At 68.7% G+C, this 20,757-nt stretch carries 16 protein-coding genes and 1 tRNA gene; 9 read left to right on the forward strand and 8 right to left on the reverse strand.

Going from position 1 to position 20,757, the window contains the following annotated elements; genetic code table 11:
* Positions 1–160: 160 nt before the first annotated feature.
* Positions 161–1,414 carry a beta-ketoacyl-[acyl-carrier-protein] synthase family protein gene (locus tag ACQCX5_RS02960; RefSeq protein WP_434540488.1) on the forward strand — a complete coding sequence of 418 codons (1,254 nt, stop codon included), beginning with the start codon at positions 161–163 and terminating at the stop codon, positions 1,412–1,414.
* Positions 1,415–1,506: 92 nt separating this feature from the next.
* On the opposite strand, the gene ACQCX5_RS02965 is transcribed toward ACQCX5_RS02960, so the two are convergent.
* On the reverse strand, positions 1,507–1,989 hold the full coding sequence (locus ACQCX5_RS02965) for a DUF3145 domain-containing protein (protein WP_434540489.1): 483 nt from the start codon (positions 1,987–1,989) through the stop codon (positions 1,507–1,509).
* 173 nt (positions 1,990–2,162) lie between these two features.
* On the opposite strand from ACQCX5_RS02965, the gene folP reads away from it, so the two are divergent.
* Together folP and ACQCX5_RS02975 are read left to right on the forward strand one after the other, a co-directional pair.
* The gene (gene folP / locus ACQCX5_RS02970) at positions 2,163–3,068 is read left to right on the forward strand and encodes a dihydropteroate synthase (RefSeq protein WP_434540490.1); all 906 of its coding nucleotides are present in this window, start codon (positions 2,163–2,165) and stop codon (positions 3,066–3,068) included.
* Between the two features lie 47 nt (positions 3,069–3,115).
* Positions 3,116–5,092, forward strand: a complete 1,977-nt coding sequence (locus tag ACQCX5_RS02975) for an alpha/beta hydrolase family protein (RefSeq protein WP_434540491.1) — start codon at positions 3,116–3,118, stop codon at positions 5,090–5,092.
* Here ACQCX5_RS02975 and ACQCX5_RS02980 read toward each other — a convergent pair.
* The 4 genes from ACQCX5_RS02980 to ACQCX5_RS02995 all read right to left on the reverse strand — a co-directional run bounded on the left by ACQCX5_RS02980 (position 5,089) and on the right by ACQCX5_RS02995 (position 9,192).
* A complete protein-coding gene (locus tag ACQCX5_RS02980; RefSeq protein WP_434540492.1) occupies positions 5,089–6,048 on the reverse strand; it encodes a VWA domain-containing protein in 960 nt (319 codons plus the stop codon). The genes ACQCX5_RS02975 and ACQCX5_RS02980 overlap by 4 nt on opposite strands.
* The gene (locus tag ACQCX5_RS02985; protein ID WP_434540493.1) at positions 6,036–7,013 is read right to left on the reverse strand and encodes a VWA domain-containing protein; all 978 of its coding nucleotides are present in this window, start codon (positions 7,011–7,013) and stop codon (positions 6,036–6,038) included. Before ACQCX5_RS02985 ends, ACQCX5_RS02980 begins: the two co-directional genes overlap by 13 nt.
* Positions 7,010–8,008: a DUF58 domain-containing protein gene (locus ACQCX5_RS02990; protein ID WP_434540716.1), complete on the reverse strand. Its 999-nt coding sequence runs from the start codon at positions 8,006–8,008 to the stop codon at positions 7,010–7,012. Before ACQCX5_RS02990 ends, ACQCX5_RS02985 begins: the two co-directional genes overlap by 4 nt.
* A gap of 152 nt (positions 8,009–8,160) precedes the next feature.
* The gene (locus tag ACQCX5_RS02995; RefSeq protein WP_434540717.1) at positions 8,161–9,192 is read right to left on the reverse strand and encodes an AAA family ATPase; all 1,032 of its coding nucleotides are present in this window, start codon (positions 9,190–9,192) and stop codon (positions 8,161–8,163) included.
* Between the two features lie 123 nt (positions 9,193–9,315).
* Between ACQCX5_RS02995 and ACQCX5_RS03000 the strand changes: the two genes are divergently transcribed.
* The 5 genes from ACQCX5_RS03000 to ACQCX5_RS03020 are packed head-to-tail and all read left to right on the forward strand — an operon-like array spanning position 9,316 to position 17,520.
* A complete protein-coding gene (locus tag ACQCX5_RS03000; RefSeq protein ID WP_434540494.1) occupies positions 9,316–10,341 on the forward strand; it encodes a hypothetical protein in 1,026 nt (341 codons plus the stop codon).
* A 1-nt stretch (position 10,342) separates the two neighbouring features.
* Positions 10,343–11,158 carry an HAD-IIB family hydrolase gene (locus tag ACQCX5_RS03005; RefSeq protein ID WP_434540495.1) on the forward strand — a complete coding sequence of 272 codons (816 nt, stop codon included), beginning with the start codon at positions 10,343–10,345 and terminating at the stop codon, positions 11,156–11,158.
* 49 nt (positions 11,159–11,207) lie between these two features.
* On the forward strand, positions 11,208–12,905 hold the full coding sequence (locus ACQCX5_RS03010) for an NAD(P)-binding protein (RefSeq protein WP_434540496.1): 1,698 nt from the start codon (positions 11,208–11,210) through the stop codon (positions 12,903–12,905).
* A 2-nt stretch (positions 12,906–12,907) separates the two neighbouring features.
* Positions 12,908–16,501 carry a pyruvate:ferredoxin (flavodoxin) oxidoreductase gene (gene nifJ / locus ACQCX5_RS03015; RefSeq protein ID WP_434540718.1) on the forward strand — a complete coding sequence of 1,198 codons (3,594 nt, stop codon included), beginning with the start codon at positions 12,908–12,910 and terminating at the stop codon, positions 16,499–16,501.
* Positions 16,498–17,520, forward strand: coding sequence for a dihydroorotate dehydrogenase-like protein (locus tag ACQCX5_RS03020; protein ID WP_434540719.1), 1,023 nt, complete (start codon positions 16,498–16,500; stop codon positions 17,518–17,520). Before nifJ ends, ACQCX5_RS03020 begins: the two co-directional genes overlap by 4 nt.
* 141 nt (positions 17,521–17,661) lie before the next feature.
* Here ACQCX5_RS03020 and ACQCX5_RS03025 read toward each other — a convergent pair whose 3' ends face one another.
* Positions 17,662–17,985, reverse strand: a complete 324-nt coding sequence (locus ACQCX5_RS03025) for a sulfurtransferase TusA family protein (RefSeq protein WP_434540497.1) — start codon at positions 17,983–17,985, stop codon at positions 17,662–17,664.
* 33 nt (positions 17,986–18,018) lie between these two features.
* Complete coding sequence (locus ACQCX5_RS03030; protein WP_434540498.1) at positions 18,019–19,119, reverse strand: YeeE/YedE family protein; 1,101 nt, start codon at positions 19,117–19,119, stop codon at positions 18,019–18,021.
* A gap of 425 nt (positions 19,120–19,544) precedes the next feature.
* Here ACQCX5_RS03030 and ACQCX5_RS03035 point away from each other — a divergent pair, with 425 nt between their 5' ends.
* Positions 19,545–20,249, forward strand: a complete 705-nt coding sequence (locus tag ACQCX5_RS03035; RefSeq protein WP_434540499.1) for a hypothetical protein — start codon at positions 19,545–19,547, stop codon at positions 20,247–20,249.
* 316 nt (positions 20,250–20,565) lie between these two features.
* Here ACQCX5_RS03035 and ACQCX5_RS03040 read toward each other — a convergent pair.
* Positions 20,566–20,639: transfer RNA gene (locus tag ACQCX5_RS03040), tRNA-Ile, on the reverse strand.
* Positions 20,640–20,757: the final 118 nt, after the last annotated feature.

The raw sequence follows: 20,757 nt of genomic DNA on the forward strand, positions 1-20,757 counted from the left end.
GGGAGTGCCTGCATGGCGGTGGAGGGGGGGGGGGGGGAAAAGAAAACCCACCCCCCCCCCCCCCCCCCCGCGACGCTTCACACCACACGCCCCCACACCACACGCCCCCACGTCACACCCCCAGCACCACGATTTTCATTCTTTCCCAGCGGAGGACACCATGACCGAAGTCGTCATCACCGGTGTCGGCGCGATCACCCCGATCGGCGACGATGCCCGCAGCACCTGGCAGGCGCTGCTCGAGGGACGCAGCGGTGTCCACACGCTGCCCTATGACTGGGCCCAGGAGCTGCCCACGAAGTTCGCGGCCGAGGTCAAGCTCGACCCCTTCGAAAAGCTCGAACGCGTGCAGGCCCGCCGCTGGGACCGGTCGACCCAGTTGGCCGTCATCGCCGCCATGGAAGCCTGGGCCGATGCCGGCTTCACCCTCGACCACGACCTCGACAAGGACCGGCTGGCCGTCGCCGCCGGCTCGGGCATCGGTGGGCTGCACACGCTGCTCGGCCAGTGGGACATCCAGAAAGAGAAGGGCCACCGCCGCGTGAGCCCGTTCACCATCCCGATGCTCATGGCCAATGCGCCCGCCGCCGAGATCGGCCTGAAGCTGGGGGCGCGCGCCTGGGTGCACACCCCTGTCTCGGCCTGCGCCTCGTCCAATGAGGCGATCGCCCAAGGCGTCGACATGCTGCGTCTGGGCCGCGCCGACGTGGCCGTCGTCGGTGGCACCGAGGCTGTGATCCACCCGCTGCCGCTCGCCGCATTCGGCCAGATGCAGGCGCTGTCGCGCCGCAACGACGACCCCGAGACCGCCTCGCGCCCCTGGGACACCGGGCGCGACGGCTTCGTGCTCGGTGAGGGCGCCTGCCTGCTGGTCATCGAGACCCTGGAGCATGCCCAGGCCCGCGGCGCGAAGATCTATGGCACCCTCGCCGGTGCCGGCATCACCGCCGACAGCCACGACATCGTGCAGCCCGACCCGTCGGGTACCGGCCAGGCCAAGGCGATGCTCTCTGCGCTGCGCGACGCCAAGCTCGAGGCCAGCGACATCGCCCACGTCAACGCCCACGCCACCTCGACCCCGCAGGGCGACACCGCCGAGGCCGGCTCGATCCGTGCGGCGCTGGGTGCAGCTGCCGACGATGTCTGGGTGAGCGGCACCAAGTCGATGACCGGGCACCTGCTGGGTGGCGCCGGTGCCGTCGAGACGTTCGCCACGCTGATGGCGCTGAACCAGCGCACGGCCCCGGGCACGATCAACATCGAGAACCTCGAGCCTGACCTGCCCATCAAGGTCGCCACCCAGGTGACCGAGCTGCCCGAGGGCGACCTGGCCGGCCTGAACAACAGCTTCGGCTTCGGCGGGCACAACGTCTGCATCGCGGTGACCAACCAGCACCAGAACCGCAGCCTCTGAGTTCGCTGCTGACGCGACACACCACGCACCCCGACAGCACAAGGGACCGGCCATCCGCCGGTCCCTTGTCTGTTGCCGGGTTGAGGGGTGACTCAGCCCACGTGGTGCAGCCAGCGCACGGATGCGTCGTCGCCGGCATGGCGGAATGCTTCGAGTTCGTCGTCCCATGCCCCACCCAGCAGCGCCTGCACGCGCCGCTCGAGACCGGGTTCGGACGACTGCAGCGCGGCCCGCAGCAGGTCTTCGCCGATGAGCAGGTCACCGTGCACGCCGATGCCCGCGCGGAAGACGCCGAGTGTCGGCGTGTAGCTGTAGCGCTGGCCGTCGTGCCCCGCGCTGGGCTCTTCGGTGACCTCAAACCTCATGCGACCCCACTTCTTGAACGCCGAGGCGATGGCCGCCGCAGTGCCCGGGTGGTGTTGGTAGCTCAACTCGGTGCGATAGCTGCCGCGTTCCAGCGGCTGGGGCGTCCACGACAGGTTCTGGGGTACGCCAAGGACGCCCCCGAGTGCCCATTCGATGTGCGGGCACAGTGCCGAAGGCGCTGAGTGGATCCAGACGATGCCACGGGTCATACCCAACACAGTTCCTCCTCGTGAACCTGATGTGCCTTCCCCAGCAGTCGGGTTCGTGGAGCAAGAACGTGGGCAGGTGGCCTGCGCGTTGTCTGGCCCCAGTATGTCCCGGAACGGGGCGGACGGCAATTGGTTGGGCCACACCAGATTGGCCGAGCCCCTAGGATGCAGGCGTGACGTCTGCCCCCCTGCCCCTCGTGATGCCAGTGATTGACGTGCCAGTGCGGCGCATCGGGGCGCGCACGTTTGACTTCAGCCGTCAGGCCGCCGTGATGGCGGTGGTCAACCGGACGCCGGACAGCTTTCACGACCGCGGCGCCACGTTCGCGCTCGACAAGGCTGTGGACGCCTGCCTGGCCGCGGCAGACCTGGGCGCCGACTGGGTCGACATCGGCGGGGTGCCGTTCTCACCGCTGACACCGGACATCTCGGCAGACGAAGAGGCCGAACGGGTGCTGCCGGTGGTCGAGGCGATCACGAGCCGCAGCGACGTGGTGGTCTCGGTCGACACCACGCGCGCCAGTGTGGCTGCTGCTGCGGTCGCCGCGGGGGCCGGCGTGATCAACGACACCTCATGCCTGAGTGACCCGGGCATGGCCGGGGTCATCGCCCGGTCGGGGGCGAGCGTGGTGATCACCCATTCACTGGCGGCACCGCACCAGTGGCTCGACCACCCGCACTACGACGACGTCACCGGCCAGGTGCGCGACACCTTGGCGTCCCGGGTGGCCGACGCGCTGGCAGCGGGGGTGCGTGCCGACCAGGTGCTGGTCGACCCGGGCCACGACCTCAACAAGAACACCCACGACACGCTGCAGGTCACCCGCGAGCTGGGGACACTGGCCATGCTCGGCCACCCTGTGCTGGCCGCGGTGTCGAACAAGGACTTCATCGGCGAGACCCTCGACCGTCCTCGGGGCGAACGGGTGCCGGGTTCACTGGCCGCAGCGATGTGGTGCCTGATGGCAGGCGCCCGGGTGCTGCGCATGCACGACGTCGCCGCCTCGGTCGACGTGGTGCGCATGTTCGAGGCGATCATGGGCTGGCGCGAACCGGTGCGCATGCTGCACAACGTCTGAGGCGCGCGCGACCGGTCCGCACTGCCCCACGCTCTAGGGTGGGGTCCATGACGTCTGCCCCCGGCTCCCCCGCCCTGCCCGCCACGGCCCCCATCAGCGTCGACCAGGTGCTTGCCGCCGGTCTCGGGCTGTCAGAGGTGCGCACCGACGGCACCGATGTGCTGTGGCTCGAGAACCGGCCCACCGACAACGGGCGCGGCACGATCATGCGGCTGACCACGGGCACGGCGCCGGCAGTGGGCGAGCAGCCGGCCGTCGAGCTCTCACCGCAGCTCGACGTGCGAAGCCGGGTCATGGAATACGGCGGCGGCGCCTGGTCAGCCGACGGGGGCGCGGTGGCTGCCTGCGACGACCGCACGCGGCAGCTGTGGCTGCTGCGCGACGGCGTGTGGGCCCCTCTCACAGAGCCAAACCCCGACGTGCGCTACGGCGACCTGCGGTTGCACCTGGGCCGCAACCTGCTGCTGGCCATCGCCGAGGACCACACCGGCGTCGGCACCGACGCCGGGCCCACCGAACCTGTGACGCGCATCGTCGCCGTCGACCTGCCCACGGCCGATGACCCTGCCCCGCGCACGCCGTGGACGCTCGTGGAGGGGGCCGATTTCTACTCCGACCCCGAACTCTCGGACGACGACGTGCTGGCCTGGTGCCAGTGGGACCACCCGAACATGCCATGGGACCAGACCGAACTGCACACCGCCCTGCTGGGCACCCGCGGTCGAAACCTCGGCGGCGAGCAGGTGGTCAGCGAGGGCACCTCGGCATTGCACCCGCGCTGGACCCCCGCCGGCCTGATGTACGTCAGCGACCGGTCCGGGTTCTGGAACTGGCGCCTGCACATCAACGGCCACGACGGCACCACGCCGACCACCAGGGCGATCAGCAAGACGCTGTACGACCACGAAGACCCGATGTGGACCCTTGGCAACAACACCTGGGCCGCCTGGCCGCCCGCCGACCCCCGTGTCGTGGTCGGGCTGCGCTACCGCGAGGGCCAGGCCCAGATTGTCACGGCCGCCCTCGACGATGCCGCTGAGCACGTCGTGCCGGTGCCCCACCTGGCCGGGGTGTCGTCGCTCGCCGCCAGCGACGATGCGGTGTGGGCCGTGCTGGGCTTCACGAATCGACCGGCTGAGGTCGTCCGGCTCGACCCGGGATCGGGCGCGATGACCACGCTTGCCACCGCCGGACCCACGCCCGACCAGGCAGGCGTGCGGGCACCCGAGGCAATCTGGGCCGACAGCCCCCACGGCGGGGTGCAAGGCTGGTTGCATGCACCGACCGCGGCCCTCGACGACGCGCTGCCGCCGCTGATCGTGATGAGCCACGGCGGCCCCACGGCCATGGCCCTGCCGGACTGGTCGGCCAAGGTGCAGTACTGGACCGGCCGCGGCTTCGCCGTGCTCGACGTCAATTACGGCGGTTCGACCGGGTTCGGTCGCGATTACCGCAACCGGCTGCGCGGCGCCTGGGGCATCGTCGACGTGGACGACTGCCGCGCCCTCGTCGAGGACCTGATCGACAAGGGCCGCATTGACGCAGCACGGGTCGCGATCACCGGCGGAAGCGCGGGCGGGTACACGACGCTGCAATCACTCGTGACGACCAGCACCTATACCGCGGGTGTGAGCCGTTACGGCATCGGCGACCTGGGGATGCTCGCCACCGACACGCACAAGTTTGAGTCGCGCTACCTCGACGGGCTCGTGGGCCCCTGGCCCGGGGCGAAGCAGGTCTATGCCGACCGGTCGCCCATCCTGCATGTCGACAAGCTGGCGACACCGATGTTGATCCTGCAGGGCACTGATGACCTGGTCGTGCCCCCGGGGCAGGCACGCTCGATGGCCGATGCGGTGAAGGCAGCCGGACAGCCCGTGGCCCTGGTGATGTTCGAGGGCGAGGGCCACGGCTTCCGCTCAATGGACGCCCGCCGTCGGGCACTGCTGGCCGAACACGCGTTCTACGTGCAACTGTGGGGGCTCGAGACGGCCGATGATCTGCCGCCGCTCAGCTGGCTCTAGGGCCAGCGCGCCGCGAGCGACATCGTCGCCAGCGCCGCCAGGATGCCGAACAACAGCGCCCACCCGGCATAGCGCTCGGTCACCTCGACGTAGACCTTCTCATAACCGATCGAGCGTGCGATCTCCTGGTAGGCCTGAGCGAGTTCGCGGTCGCTGGCAGCCGACAGCTTCTTGCCGCCTGAGGCATCAGCCACGTCCGCGAGCTCGCGGTGGTTCACCGGCACCGGCTGGCGCACGCCCCGCTCCTCGACGTAACCCGTCGCGGTGCCGTAGGCGATGGTATAGATCGGTACGCCCTGCTTCTTCGAGTCCCGTGCGGCCTGCAGCGACGAGCGCCCTGTATTGGTGGCGCCGTCCGAGAGCAGTACGATCGCGGCCGGCGCGGTGCTGTTGGGGTCGTTCGGGTCGGGTGGCACGAGCTTGAGCGCATCGAGGCTCTCGTAGATGCCGTCGCCGATCGCCGTCGAGGGCGCCAGTTCGAGCCCGTCGATCGCCCGTGAGACCACGCCGCGGTCGGTGGTCGGTGGCACCACGAGCGACGCCGTGCCCGAGAATGCCACCAGCGACACGTTGAAGCCCTTGGGCAGCAGGCCCAGGAAGTCCTTGGCCGCCACTTGCGCGGCCTCGAGTCGGTTGGGTTCGACGTCCTCGGCCATCATCGAACGCGACACGTCGATGGCCAGTACCACCGTGGCCCGCTCACGCGGCACCTCGGTGAAGTCCTTCGGCTTGGCGTAGGCGACCACGAGTGAGGCGATCGCCAACAGGGCGGTCAGCACCGCGACGTGGCGCTTCCACGCCTTGTCGCGCGGCAGCACCAGGTCAAGCTTGGACGCGCGCTTGCGCGAGCGCGGCCGCAGTGAATTGAGGTAGAGGTACAACAGACCGATCGCGGGCACGACCAGCAGCCACCACAACCGCTGCGGCAGCATGAATTCGAGACTCATGAGGGCCACCTCGCAGCCATCGAGACGGCCCCGAGTGCCGCCACCACCGCGAAGGCCAGCGCATAGAAGGCCCACTGGGCCGTGATCTCGACCTTCACCTCTTCATAGCCGACCTCGCTGCGCACGTCCTTGTAGACCGAGCTGAGTTCGTTCGCCGAGTCGGCCGTCCACGACTTGCCGCCCGTGTGGGACGAGATGTCCTTGAGCAGCTGCACGTCGGGCGCGACGCGTTCACGCTTGCCGTCGATGTCGACATAGCCCGTCTGGGTGCCGTAGGCAATCGTGTAGATCTTGACGTTGCGCTGCTTGGCCTGCTCGGCCGCCTGACCCGGTGACTGGCCGACGGTGTTCTGGCCGTCGGTCAGCAGCACGATTGCGCCCGGCGCCGGCTTGCCGTCGTCACTGGGCGGGGCCATGTTCAGCGCATTGAGCGCCGTCTGGATGCTGTTGCCGATCGCCGTCGACTCCTCGTACTCGAGGGCCTGGATCGCACGGTTGATGGTGCCGCGGTCAGTGCTCGGCGGCATCTTGATCGCCGGCGACCCGGACAGCGCGACGATGGACACGTTGTAGCTGGCCGGCAGCGAGGCCACGAACTCGGTGGCCGCCTGCTTGGCGGCGTCCAACCGGTTGGGTTTGACGTCGGTGGCCTGCATCGAGAACGACACGTCGATGACCACCACGATGGTCGCGCGTTCGCGCGGCACCTTCTCGACGCCCTGGGGACGCGCCCACGCGAACGACAGTGCCACCAGCGAGCACAGCACCATGGCGACGGCGACGTGGCGGCGCCACGAGCTCTGCTTCGGCAGGATCTTGCCGAGGATGCCGGTGTTCGTGTAGCGCATGCCGGTGTTCTTGCGCAGCCGCAACGCGACCAGGTAGCCGATCACCAGCAGCGGGATCACCAGCAGCACCCACAGGCGGTCGGGCGCGGCGAAGTCGGGCCAGGTGATCTGGGGGATCATGCTCATCGGGCGACTCCCTGCGGTGGCGTGTGCAGCATGCCGGCGGTGCGGCGGTAGGACAGCACGAAGCGTGCAATGTCCTGCACCCAGTCTCTGTCGGTACGCAACTGGATGTGCCCCACACCGGCGCGGCGCAGGGCCACCCGCACGCGTTCGCGCTGTGCCTTGCTCGCGGCGTTCATGCGGCGACGGGCGGCCTCGTCCGAGGTGTTGACATACCGGGCAAAGTTCGATTCGGGGTCTTTGATCAACATCTCACCGACATCGGGGAAATCCAGCTCGCGGGCGTCGACCACCTCGATGGCCAGCACCTGGTTCTTGACCGACAGGCGCCGCAGCGAACGTTCCCATTCGGGTTCGACGTTGGGGTCGAGCTCCGAGTCGCCCGGGGTGAGGAAGTCGGAAACCACCACCCGCATGCCACGGCGGCGCTGGGTGCGCACCAACTGCTCGATGCCCGCCTCGAGCGTCATGTCACCCTCTGCGTGGTCGGGGACGATGGGCTCGTCGAGCATGCGGCGCAGCAACCCGTACAGCGCGGTACGACCCGAGCGGGCCGGGATGCGCCTGATCGAGTCCTGGCGCATGATCATGCCGCCGAACCGGTCGCCCATCTTCTGGCTCAGGAACCCGATGGTGGCGATGGCGGCGATGCCCAGGTCGCGCTTGGTGATGCCCTCGGTGCCCCAGTTCATCGACGGGGTCACATCGAGCAGCGCCCACACCTCGAGCTCACGGTCGGCGATGGTGTCGCGCACGTGCGGTTCGGTGGTGCGGGCGGTGACGGCCCAGTCCATCTTGCGCACGTCGTCCTGGCCCGGCTGGTACAGCCGGGCGTCATTGGGGTCGGTGCCGGGCCCGGGCAGCAGGCCACGGTGGTCGCCCTGCAGAAAGCCCTCGAGTCGGCGCACGACGGTGAGCTCGAGGCGGCGCAGCGCCGCCTCGGGGGCCAGCTTCGACAGCGGCACCGACGGCCCGGTGGGCTCTTTGAGGACGGTCATGGCGACGCCCAGGTCGGGGCGCGGGCCGAACAGTCCGCCGCTGGTCGGCGGCGCGAAGTCAGGCTGCTGGCGCGGAGGGCCGGCCGGTCCACCGCCAGGTGGCGGGCCGGCGATGGGGCGCCCCTGCGGCGGTGGAAAGTTCGTCATCCAGCTCAGTTCCGGAACTCGGGGGCGTGGCGCTGCTGGCCATGGCTGGCCTGGCGCTGCTGCTGGTTCCACACCGGGGTGGGCGGCGGCACCATGGCAAGGATGCGCTCGACCACCTGGGCGGGCTCGATGTTGTCGGCCACCGCATCGAAGCCCAACACCAGGCGGTGGGCCATGACGTCCTTGGCCACGGCCTGCACGTCGGTGGGCAGCACGTAGTCGCGCCCGTGGATCAGCGCGAGCGCACGCGCAGCAGCGGTCAGGCCCAGCGTCGCACGCGGCGAGTTGCCGATCTGGATGACATTGGTCAGGTCGGGCATGCCGAACTCGGCCGGGGTGCGGGTCGCCAGCACCAGTCGCACGATGTACTCGGCGACCAGGTTGTGCACGAACACATTCGAGGCCAGGTCCTGCAACTGCAGCACCAGGTCGGGGTTCAGCACCGGGTTGGCCGTCGGCGGCTTCACGCTCATGCGGCGCAGGATCTCGAACTCCTCGTTGCCGCGGGGGTAGGGGACGTCGACCTTGAGCAGGAAGCGGTCACGCTGGGCCTCGGGCAGCGGGTAGACACCCTCGGACTCGACCGGGTTCTGCGTCGCGATCACGATGAACGGCGACGGCGCCGGGTAGGTCTTGCCGGCGATCGACACCTGCTTCTCGGCCATGATCTCGAGCATCGCCGACTGCACCTTGGCGGGTGCGCGGTTGATCTCGTCCGCCAGCACGAAGTTCACGAAGACGGGCCCGAGTTCGATGTCAAATGTTTCTTTGGACGCCGAGTAGATGCGGGTGCCCACGATGTCTGACGGCACCAGGTCGGGGGTGAACTGCACGCGCGCGAACGAGCCGCCGACGACGGTGGCGAAACTGCGCACGGCAAGGGTCTTGGCGACACCCGGCACACCCTCGAGCAGGATGTGGCCCTTGGCCAGCAGGCCGACCATCAGCTGCTCGACCATGTGTTCCTGACCCACGATCACCCGCTGCACCTGGCCGATGGCCTCACCGACGAGCTTCGCTGCCTGCTGGGTGGTCATCGAACCCGACGACGGAACGGACGTGCTCAAGAGAACTCCTGTGGGTTGGTGTCGTGTGCCACGATAGCGCGCCCGTGGTCACGCACACTTGAGCTGCGCTGGCGATGTGGTGAACTAGGGGGGATGTCTGACCAGCACATGCCGCCCGTACCAGCACCGGGCCAGCCGCCGATGGGCCCCCCGCAGCCGCCGACCGGCCCCGTCGTGCTCGCGACGCCCCTGGTCAGCGCCGACCCGCCGAAGATCGCCGACTACTGGCTCGATGCCCGGCTGGCGGCGACCCCGTCCGGGGTGGCCTATGCAGCCCATGACGACGACGGCACCAGCGTGATGCTGGTGGTGCTCGCGGCTGGCGCCGCGGGCGATTCGGCCGCCCGCGACCGGTTCGCCGGCGAGGTCAACATGATGCACCTCGACACCGTCGTGGCCCGTGGCGGTGAAGGCCAGGACTTCGGCCGGCTCGCCGAGAAGTACGTGCCGGACACCTCGCCCGATGCCGCCACCCGGCCGCAGGCCCCCTGGGTGGCGCTGGCCTATGACGGCTCACCGAACGCCGTGGCCGAGGCCAACCGGCTGCTCAGCCAGGTCGACCTGTCCCGCACGCGGCTGCTGGGTGCCCCCAGCGGCCCCGGTTACCAATTGCACTGGCTGCACAACACCACCCCGGGCACGAGCCGACTGTGGCCGCTGCCGTGGCCGGGGCGCCTCGACCGTGCGGGCTGGGTCTCGACGCTGGTGGCCTGGCTGCTGGCGATCCTGCTGGCGGCGATGGCGCTGCTGATCTCGGTGCTGGCGTTCCAGAACACCCCACCCCAGCCACCCACACCGCCCATCTCGACTCCCCCGCCGCCGAGTGATTCGCAGTCACCGCCGCCGAGCGATTCGCAGTCGCAGTCACCGCCGCCATCCGATTCGCAGTCACCGTCGGATTCCCAGTCGCCGTCAGATTCACAGTCACCGTCGGATTCACAGTCACCGTCCCAGTCGGGTTCACAGACGCCGTCGGAATCGTCCGGTTCGGGTTCCCCCAGCCAGAGCAGCAGCGGCGGGCAGACGACCGGGTCCAGCAGTCCGTCGATGTCTGCCTCTCCCGATGCCTCGGGCTCGCAGTCGGGCGGCGGCTCACCGACCCCGAACCGGAAGCTCTGACATGGTGCAGACACCGGTGCGCGCCGTCGCCACTGACCTCGACGGCACCTTCCTGGGTGCCGACGGGGTGGCCTCGCAGCGCAACATCGACGCCGTGCTGCGGGCGGCCGCGCAGGGTGTCCAGGTGATCTTCGCGACCGGTCGTCCCTGGCGGTGGCTCGACGTGCTCACCCCGCTGCTCGACGCCGACCCCCTCGTGCTGGCCAGCAATGGGGCCGTGCGCTACGACCTGCACCATGCCCGGGTGCTGTCCGCCGACCTGCTGGACGTCGCCAGCACCCTCGAGGTCGTCGCCGATGTGCGGGCCGCCGACCACCGGTTCTCGGTCGGCGTCGAACTGCTCGAGGGGTATGCCGTGGATGCCGCCTTCGACGTGCGCGGCGACCGTCGCCACCTGGTGGTCGAGGACTCGGTCGAACAGGCCATCGAGCGACACTCCCCCGTGAAGCTGTTGGTGCGCGGCGAGGGCATCAACACCGAGTTGTTGGCGGCCGAGGTCACGCCACTCGTCGGTGACCGGATGACCACGACGTGGTCGTATGCCGCCGACCACGGGCTGCTCGAGATCAGCCGCACCGGGGTCTCGAAGGGCACCGGGCTGCTGACGTTGCTGCACGAGATCGACATCGACCCCGCCGATGTGGCGGCGTTCGGCGACATGCCGAACGACTTGTCAATGCTCACTGCGGTCGGTCGTCCGTTCCGCATGCTGCAGGCCCACCCGCTGCTGCACGACTTCCCGGTGGCGGGCGACCACGATGATTCCGGCGTCGGGCGCCAGATCGAACTGTTGCTGGCCGAGGACGTCCGCGCCTGACCCCACCCCCACCCGCAGGCACTACGACAGCCGGTAGTACGGTGGCGCCATGCAGAGTCGCAATGACGTGACCAAACTGCCCGATCTGGGCAGCACCCGGGGGCGTGTCAGCCCCCAACGCACCCGCCGCCCGCTCTACGTCGACATGCTGCCGCCCTGCAATGCGGGGTGCCCTGCCGGTGAGAACATCCAGCGCTGGCTGTACCTCATCAAACTCGGCCGCACCGAGGATGCGTGGCGCCAGCTGACCGCTGACAACCCGTTCCCGGCCGTGCACGGACGCGTCTGTTACCACCCGTGCGAGACCGTGTGCAACCGCGCCGACCTCGATGAGTCCGTCTCGATCCACGGCGTCGAGCGCTACCTGGGCGACCTGGCCATCGAGAACGGTTGGACGTTCGAGAAGCCCGAACGCAGTAGCGGCAAGAAGGTGCTGGTCATCGGCGCCGGTCCGTCCGGGCTGTCGGCAGCCTGCCACCTGGCCCGGCTGGGCCACCACGTCGAGATCCGCGACGCCTCTGAGGCACCGGGGGGCATGATGCGCTGGGGCATCCCCGAATACCGCTTGCCCCGCGATGTGCTCGATGCCGAGATCGCCCGGCTCACCCGCGACCTCGGGGTCGTCATCACCTGCAACCACCCGGTGCACGACCTCGCCGCCGAGATCCGCGAGGGTGGCTTCGATGCCTGCTTCATCGCCATCGGCGCGCACCTGTCCAAGAAGGTCGACATCCCGGCCCAGGATGCGTCCAAGATGGTCGATGCCGTCGACTTCCTGCGCACCGTCGCCGGTGGGGCGCGTCCCACGATCGGGCGCAAGGTCGCCATCTACGGCGGTGGCAACACGGCCATGGACGCAGCCCGCACCGCGCGTCGCCTCGGCGCCGACGAGGCCACCATCATCTACCGGCGCACCCGCGGCCAGATGCCGGCCCACGAGGACGAGGCCGTGGCCGCGGAAGCCGAGGGTGTGCACATCAACTGGTTGCAGACGATCACCGATGTCGGCGACGACATCACCGTCGAGATCATGGAACTGGACGAGTCCGGGCGCCCGCGTGGGACCGGCCGGTTCGAGAAGCTGGACGCCGACACCGTGATCATGGCCGTCGGCCAGAAGCCCGACACCGGATTCCTGCACAACATCCCGGGCCTGCGCTTCGAGGACGACACCCTGCAGGTCGACCCCGACACGCTGATGTCGGACGCCCCCGGCATTTTCGCGGGCGGCGATGCCGTGCCATCCGAGCGCACGGTCACCGTCGGCACCGGCCACGGCAAGCGAGCGGCCCGCAACATCGACCTGTACCTGACCTCGGGCCACCTGGCCCCCACGGCCAAGCACCCCGTGGTCGAGTTCGGCCAGATGAACCTGTGGTATTTCCGCGACAGCGATTCGCGCCGCGGCCAGGTCGAGGCCGATGTTGACGAGCGGGTGGCCCACTTTGGCGAGATCGTCGCGGGACTGACCCCTGACGAGGCGCTGTTCGAGGCCCAGCGCTGCCTGTCGTGCGGCAACTGTTTCGAATGCGACGGCTGCCTGGGGGCGTGCCCCGAGGACGCAGTCATCAAGCTCGGCACCGACCACCGCTACCGCTTCGACTACGACAAGTGCACCGGTTGTGCCACGTGCGCCGACCAGTGCCCCGTGCAGGCCATCGTCATGGTGCCCGAGGGCGTGGAGCTGCCCGCAGAACTTGCCGAGGCCGCCAGCGCCCACGAGGAAATCACCAGGAAGGGGCTGTGACCATGCGCGCCATCATCGACGGCAACGAGGCGGCCGCATCTGTCGCCTACCGCCTCAACGAACTCTGTTCGATCTACCCGATCACCCCCAGCTCGACCATGGCCGAGCTGTGCGACGAGTGGTCGGCCCACGGCAGGCGCAATGTCTGGGACACCGTGCCGACCGTGGTCGAGATGCAGTCCGAGGCCGGAGCGGCCGGCGCCATGCACGGTGCGCTGCAGGGTGGTGCCATGAGCACCACGTTCACCGCTTCGCAGGGCCTGCTGCTGATGATCCCGAACATGTACAAGATCGCGGGTGAGCTCACCTCGACCGTCTTCCATGTCGCGGCCCGCGCCCTGGCCACCCAGGGCCTGTCGATCTTCGGCGACCACCAGGACGTGATGGCGGTGCGTCAGACGGGTTTCGCGCTGTTGTCGTCCGACTCACCGCAAGAGGCACACGACATGGCCGCGATCGCCGAAATGGCGACGCTGCGCTCGCGGGTACCCTTCCTGCACTTCTTCGACGGGTTCCGCACCTCACATGAGCTGAACACCGTCGAGATGCTCAGCGACGACGACCTGCGTGCGCTGGTGCCGAAAGAACTGGTGCGCGAGCACCGCCGCCGGGCGCTCGACCCCGAGCACCCGTTCATCCGGGGCACGGCACAGAACCCCGACGTGTACTTCCAGGGGCGCGAGACCGCGAACCCCTGGTACCTGAAGGTGCCGGGCATCGTCCGCGAGGCCATGGACCGGTTCGCTGAACGCACCGGCCGCCGGTACGACCTTGTCGAGTACCACGGCGACCCCCGGGCCGAGACGGTGCTGGTGCTCATGGGCTCGGCGGTGCAGACGGCCCGGGCCACCGTCGAACACCTCGCTGCGCAGGGGCGCCGGGTGGGCATTGTCAATGTGCGCCTGTACCGGCCCTTCCCCACCGCGCAGTTGCTCGCCGCGCTGCCCAGCTCGGTGCAACGCATCGGCGTGCTTGACCGCACCAAGGAGCCGGGCTCGGGTGGCGAACCGCTGTTCCTCGACGTCGTCAGCGCCCTCGGCGAGGCCTTCGCAGCCGGGCACCGCGCCACCATGCCCAAGGTCTTCGGTGGCCGCTACGGGCTGGGCTCGAAGGACCTGACGCCCGCGATGGTCGTCGGCGTCTTCGACGAACTCGCGAAGGACTCCCCCCGCCCCCGGTTCACCGTGGGCATCCGTGATGATGTGACCCACCTGTCGATCGACTACGCACCGCGCCTCGAGATTGACGACGGCCGCACCAGCCGGGCCGTGTTCTACGGCATCGGCTCCGACGGCACGGTCGGTGCGAACAAGAACACCATCAAGATCCTGGGCATGGACCCCGACCGGTATGCGCAGGGCTATTTCGTCTACGACTCCAAGAAGTCGGGTTCGCGGACGACCTCGCACCTGCGGTTCGGACCCTCACCGATCACGGCGCCCTACCTGGTCGACCGGGCCGACTTCATCGGCGTGCACCACTGGTCAATCCTCGAGAACATCGATGTGCTCGACTGCGCCGGGCCCGGCACCGTGCTGCTGCTGAACAGCCCCTATGGGCCCGACGAGGTCTGGGACCGGCTGCCGCGCCCCATGCAACAGACGATCCTGGCCCACGACATCGAGGTGCACGTCATCGATGCCACCCGGGTGGCCCGCGATGCCGGCATGGGCAGCCGCACCAACACCGTGTTGCAGGCCTGCTATTTCGCGATCTCGCGGGTGCTGCCCCGCGACGAGGCGTTGAGCCGCATCAAGGCCTCGATCACCAAGTCCTATTCACGCAAGGGCGAGGACGTGGTGCGCAAGAACCACGCCGCGGTCGACGCCGCCGTCGAGCACCTGCACCGCGTCGAAGTGCCGGGCCAGGTCACCGCTGACCATGGCCTGCGCAACCCGGTACCGGCCGACGCGCCTGACTTCGTCCGCAACGTCACCGCCGTGATGATGGCCGACCGGGGCGACACGCTGCCGGTGAGCGCGCTGCCGGTCGACGGCACCTACCCGTCGGCGACCACCAAGTACGAGAAGCGCAACATCTCAGAGATCGTGGCCGAATGGGACCCCGAGGCCTGCATCCAGTGCGGCAACTGCTCGTTCGTCTGCCCGCATTCGGTGATCCGGTCGAAGTTCTTCGCCCCCGAAGAGCTGGTCGGGGCACCGGAAGGGTTCCCATCTGCAGAGCTCAAAGCGGCCGGCCTGCCCAACACCCGCTACACGCTGCAGGTCTATGCCGAGGACTGCACCGGCTGTGGGCTGTGCACCGAGGCCTGCCCGGTCTCGCCGTTGGGCCTGCCGCACCAGAAAGCGATCAACCTCACCCCGGTCGCGCCACGGCTCGAGGCCGAGAAGCGCAACATCGAGTTCTTCGAGACGCTGCCGATGAACAACCGCACCCGCGTCGACTTCGGCACGGTGCGCGGCACCCAGTTCCTCGAACCGCTGTTCGAGTTCTCGGGGGCCTGTTCGGGCTGTGGCGAGACGCCCTACCTGAAGCTGTTGACCCAGTTGTTCGGCGACCGGGCCACCGTCGCGAATGCGACGGGCTGTTCGTCGATCTATGGCGGCAACCTGCCCACCACCCCGTGGGCCAGGAACGCCGAGGGCCGTGGACCGGCCTGGGCCAACAGCCTGTTCGAGGACAACGCGGAGTTCGGGCTCGGCCTGAGGCTGGCTGCGGACGTCCACACGACACAGGCACGCAAGATGACCGGCGAACTACGGGGACTGGTCGACGACGAACTGCTCGACGCACTGCTCGGTGCACCCCAGTTCACCGAGTCGGACTTCGCCTACCAGCGGGCGCGGGTCGACCGGTTGAAGGTCGAACTGGCGCGCCTGGGCCAGACCGCCACCGACCCGGTGCTGGTCGAACGGCTCAACAACCTGCATTCGGTGGTCGACCACCTGATCCGCCGCTCGGTGTGGATCGTCGGTGGCGACGGCTGGGCCTATGACATCGGCTCCGGCGGCCTCGACCACGTGCTGGCCTCCGGCCGCGACGTGAACGTGCTCGTGCTCGACACCGAGGTCTATTCCAACACCGGCGGACAGGCGTCCAAGGCGTCGCCGCTGGGTGCCGTGGCCAAGTTCGCGACGGCCGGCAAGACGACCCAGGACAAGGACCTGGCCATGCAGGCGATCGCCTACGGCAACGTCTACGTCGCCCGCATCGCCATGGGTGCGGACCCGCAGCAGACCCTGAAGGCCTTCCGTGAGGCCGAGGCCTATGACGGGCCGTCGCTGATCCTGGCCTACAGCCACTGCATCGCCCATGGCATCGACATGCGCAAGGGGCTGGACCAGCAGTACCTGGCCGTGAACTCCGGCCACTGGCCGCTGATGCGTTACAACCCGGTGATCCGTGACGAGGGCGGCAACCCGTTCCTGCTCGACTCCCCCCGCCCACGGTTCCCGCTGAAGGACTACCGCAGCAAGGAACTTCGCTTCCGGATGCTGGCGAAGTCCGACCCGGCCGAGGCCGACCGGTTGCTCGGGTTGGGCCAGGAGGCAGTCGATCGCCGGTGGCGTGCCTATGAAGAGATGGCGGTGCGCGGCGCGGACGCCTTCGCCGCCGATGCGAGGAGGGATTCCTGATGGACCTGTCGACCACTTATCTGGGGCTGCAGCTGCGCAACCCGCTGGTGGCCTCGGCGGGGCCGCTGCAGCAGGGTGTGGACGGCATCAAGGCGCTCGTCGATGGAGGCGTGTCGGCCGTCGTGCTGCATTCGGTGTTCGAGGAGCAGATCCGCCGGCAAGCCGAAGCCGATGAGCTGCTCGAGGGGTTGCATGCTGACGCATTCGGTGAGGCGCTGTCGTACTTTCCGAACCTGCCCGACGGTGGTGCCGACGGCGACGTGCCGAATGCCTACCTGCACCTGCTCGAGGCCGGCGCCAAGGTCTCGGGGGTGCCGGTGATCGGCTCGATCAACGGCTCGACGCGGGGCGGCTGGACCCAGTACGCGCGCCAGCTGCAGGACGCCGGTGCTGCCGCCATTGAGTTGAACATCTATTTCGTGGTCGGCGACACGACAGTGCCTGGCCATGAGGTCGAGCAGCGCCATGTCGACATCCTCGAGTCGGTGAAGCAGTCCGTGCAGGTGCCGGTGGCGGTGAAGTTGTCGCCGTACTTCAGTTCGGTCGGGCACATGTGTCGACGGCTCGATGCGGCCGGGGCCGACGGACTGGTGCTGTTCAACCGGTTCCTGCAGCCCGAGATCGACATCCACAGCCTGAGCCTGGAACCCGGGGTGGTGCTGTCGTCCCAGCCCGAAGGCCGGCTGCCCCGCACCTGGATCGCCGCGCTGCGTGGCCGGGTCAAGGCATCGTTGGCGGCGTCGTCCGGGGTGGCGACCTGGCACGACGTCGTGCGCGGGCTGCTCGCCGGTGCGGACGTGGTGATGACCACCTCGGCGCTCGTCAGGCATGGCCCCGACCATGGGCTCAGGTTGCTCGAGGGGCTCGAGCGCTGGCTGGCCGAACGCGGCCACGCCTCGGTCGACGAGGTGCGCGGCCTGCTGGCGGTGCGCCACGACGACGAGGATGCCTACCAGCGGGCCGGCTATGTCGCAGCGCTGGAGCAGGCGAAGCGGACGTACGGTTCGCTGGGACGCTGAGGGGCGGGCGCTGCAAAAGCACCGGCGGCCAGTGCCTCGTCCAACGACCTGCCACGCGTTGCCCTACAACGCAACAGTTGCCCTGGTGTCGGCACCAGGGCAACTGTTGCGTTCAGGGGCAATTCGAGCGGGTGCAGGCGGTCAGTGGCCCTTCTTCACCGTGATCGTCCAGCTGGCGTCACCGACCTGCTCAAAATGGGTCACGGGGTGCCCGGCAGCGGCGGCCCAGTTCGGGATCGAGTCCGTTGCCTGGGTGCAGTCGAAATCGATCACCAGCTCATCACCCGGGTTGAGCCCTGCGATGGCCTGCTTCGCCTCGACCAGCGGGAACGGGCAGACCTGCCCGAGTGTGTCGAGCCGGTAGCGGGCCGGGGCGTCGTCCCGGCCGTCGGCCGCGACGTCGATGGGGCTGACCGCACTCGCGGGCTCGGTCTTCTTCTTGAACAGTCCGTCGAGGATTGCCATGGGAATCTCCTGTCAGTTCAGTGGGGATGGTGGTCAGATGCGGGTGAGCGTCGCCTGGGGCGTGGCGGTGTCCTGCCCTGCGGGCGCGTTGGCAGGCAGCAGCGTGGGGACGGCGCCAGCACGGCGATGTGTTCTGATGAACAGGCGTGCGGCGACACCCACACCCAGGAACGTGAACAGGAAGGCCACCCAGCCCTGCCAGCCGAACAGGGCGGTCTGCACCAGCGAGTTGCCGATCGTGCAACCGCCGGCGATCGAGGCACCGACGCCCATCAGCACGCCGCCACCGATGGCGCGGATCGCCGTGCGGGCATCGGGTGCCCGCAGCCGGAACTCCCCCGACAGCTTCGCCGCGATGTATGAGCCCGGGATGAGGCCGAGCACGAAAAGCACGCCCCAGTCGATGTACTTCGGGTCGCCCGTCGCCAGGAACTGCACGATGTTGGCCGAGGGGGTCGTGATGCCGAGCCCTGCATTTCGTCCGGTCGCATTCGAGAGCGGGTAGGCGACGGCGGCCAGGACGCCGACGGCGATCGCGCCGGCCCATGGCGTCCATGGACGATCAAGCAGCAGGCCTGCGAGCCCCCGGCGGCGCGGCTTCAGGGTGGCCACCGCCGTCTTGCGGGCCGTCTGGCGGTAGATCGCCCAGCCGGTGACCACGGCGAGGATGCCGACGAGCAGCCACGGGCTGATGCCGAGGCTGCCGTGGATGGTGGTGGCCTCGGAGGCGTTCGACCGGGCCCAGTCGTTGAGGGGCTTCAGCGCGCCGTACTTCATGAAGGCCGCGGTGGCGGCATAGAACAGCAGGGCGATCCAGGAGCCGATCAGGCCCTCGCCCGAGCGGTAGTACGTACCGGTGGCGCAACCGCCGGCCAGCACGATGCCGATGCCGAACAGGAACGAACCGCCCATGACGCCCAGCCAGGCGATCTTCGGCACGCCTGCGGTGATCAGGTCGAGGCCGAGCAGCCCTTGCACAAGCACGGCCTGCACGAGGATGGCCAGCAGGAAGGCGGTGAGCCAGCGGAAGGAACGGCTGAGCCACACGTCACGGAAGGCTCCGGTGACGCAGAAGCGGCTGCGTTGGAAGACGAAGCCCAGCACGACGCCGAGCGCGAGTCCAGAAATGATCATGATGAGTCTCCACGAAGAGTGAGGAACGAGGGTTTGAGGGAACAGGTCGCCCCATGGGCAGGGTGATCCCCAGGACGCGAGGTGCCCACGAGGGGCGGGGTGGGACGGCGCCAACTGCGCAGGTCCCGGCGGGCCAGGTAGCCGGCCTCAGCGCATGTGGCACCGACACTGCGCGGTCCCGACGCGGCCGAAGTCCACGTGGGGGCGGGTGACGGCGATGAACATGGCTGCGACGCTAACTCGGCCGGGGCACTGAACAGAAATGCATGTCTCACAGGTCGGAATGGTCGTTGCGGTTTCAACTTGTCTGGCCGGGGCCCGTCTGGCCACCACCCCGCACCCCTACCAGCCCGGCTGCACGTATCACCCCGCGCCTGTGATGCTCGTCATACATGAGACCCGGCGACCGCAGGAAGGACCCCCAGATGCCCGTCACCATCACCTACCCCGGCGGCTCATTCACCGGCTGTTCCTGCCTGCAGGAATGGTGGCCGCTGGTCAACGCCATGGCCCTCAAGCGGCGCTTGATCAATGAGACGCTCGACGTTTCCCAGGGCAGCTTTTCGGGGGGCGCAGTCACTGCTTCCGCAGGCACCCATGACGGCGGTGGCGTACTCGACCTGCGACAATTCTCTGACAAGGTCATCACTTTGTTGCGCGAGGCCGGTTCTGCGGCCTGGCACCGCACCCCCGCGCAGAGTGCCGCCTTCCCCCACCACACCCACCTCGTACTGGTGGGCTGTCCGCACCTCGCGTCGGGCGCCGCAGACCAGGTGGACTCCTACAAGCGCGGACGCAACGGGCTGGCCAGCGATGGCCCCGACGACGGCCCGCGCGTGAACCCGCTGCGCAGCTGGTCCGAGGGTGCCGACTGGTGCCACGAGCAACTCGGCGGCATCACACCCACAAACATATCGCCCCAGGAGCCTGACATGAACCAGGAAACCTTTGACCTGCTGATGCTCAATGCACTCAAGAACCCTGCTATCAAGGACGCCCTGGCCGTGGCAGCCAATGGCGCCACCTATGGCCGCGACCTCGACCAGGACGGAAAGACCGACACTCTCGGTCAAATGGTCGCACACATGTCGGACGACCTCGCAAAGCTCGCCAGGAAGCTGGGCCTCTGAACAGGACACCGACCCCCGCACGGCTCACCTGACACCGCCACGGGCGTCCTCGAATTGAGCGCCCCACCCCTCTTGTGAAGAACACAGGCGTAGCGTCGAACCATCAGCAAGGCGTCAGCGCCCCGCCACCTGATCGGTGATGCGCGGCAGACGTCCAACATCATGTACGCCATCTGGGACGCGTACGAGGTGGCCTCGAAGCTCTGAGGCTCGAGTCGGCACAGCAGCGTGCATCGACCGCGCCGGAATCGCCCGAAACGGGTGGTTCTGGCGCGGTCGATGCACACCGCTGGGCCGGCTGGGCTGGCGCGACATGTGGGGCGTGCGGGGCTCGAACCCGCGACCCAGGGGTTATGAGCCCCCTGCTCTGACCGGCTGAGCTAACGCCCCTCGCGACGGCTGGCAGCCTAGCGGACTCACCCACCAGCACAGGTTCCGACCAACCCCTTGACGTGATGCATTCGGTTGCTGTTTGCTTCTCTGCAATGGATTGCATCCATCAACAAGG

Source organism: Aestuariimicrobium sp. G57, from assembly GCF_050110855.1.
In the GTDB taxonomy this organism is placed as follows: Bacteria; Actinomycetota; Actinomycetes; order Propionibacteriales; family Propionibacteriaceae; genus Aestuariimicrobium.